Source organism: Mesorhizobium sp. M1A.F.Ca.IN.020.06.1.1 (genome assembly GCF_004023265.1).
Classification (GTDB): domain Bacteria; phylum Pseudomonadota; class Alphaproteobacteria; order Rhizobiales; family Rhizobiaceae; genus Mesorhizobium.
In genome coordinates this window covers 1-719 of the sequence record NZ_RZSR01001585.1, presented here as the reverse complement: position 1 = coordinate 719, position 719 = coordinate 1, and the positions used below count along the sequence as shown (strand labels likewise).

The window sequence follows — 719 nt, the reverse complement described above, 5'->3', positions numbered from 1 at the left end:
CTGCTGTCTCGCCTCGGCGGTTAGCTGCTCGAGGCGGCGTAGCGCTGACATGGCGCTATTGGAATGGATCGTGGTCACGCCGCCCGGATGGCCGGTGTTCCAGGCCTTCAGCAATGTCAGCGCAGCCCCGTCGCGGACCTCGCCGACGATGATCCGGTCGGGGCGCAGCCGCATCGTGCTCTTCAGGAGCCGCGCCATGTCGATCGTGTCGCTGGTATGTAATGCGACCGCGTTCTCCGCCGCGCATTGGATCTCGGCCGTATCTTCCAGGATAAGGATACGATCCTCCGGAGCCGTTTCGACGATCTCGGCAATGACCGCATTGGCGAGCGTGGTCTTGCCGGAACCGGTGCCCCCGGAAATGACGACATTGAGCCGTGAGGCAATCGCGTTGCGGATGATATCCGCCTGGCGCGTCGTCATCACCTTGGCCTTTACATAGTCGTCGAGCGGAATGAGCCGCGACGCGCGCCGGCGGATGGTGAAGGTCGGCGCCGCGACCACCGGCGGCAGGAGTCCCTCGAATCTGTGCCCGCCGATCGGGAGCTCACCCGAGACGATCGGCCGATCATCGTCTGCCTCCGAATGAAGCGCATGGGCCACGCTGCCGATGACAACCTCGGCGGTTGCGGGGCCCATCTCTCCGGCCGGCATAACGCCGTGCCCCAGCCGCTCGATGAATAGCCGGCCATCGGGATTGAGCATGATCTCGACGACGG

The 719-nt window shown here is 65.0% G+C and carries 1 protein-coding gene; it reads right to left on the bottom strand.

The window, feature by feature from the left end:
* Window positions 1-719 (bottom strand): P-type conjugative transfer ATPase TrbB (trbB, locus tag EOA60_RS35700; protein WP_128312766.1); only part of this gene is annotated, 719 nt, incomplete at both ends.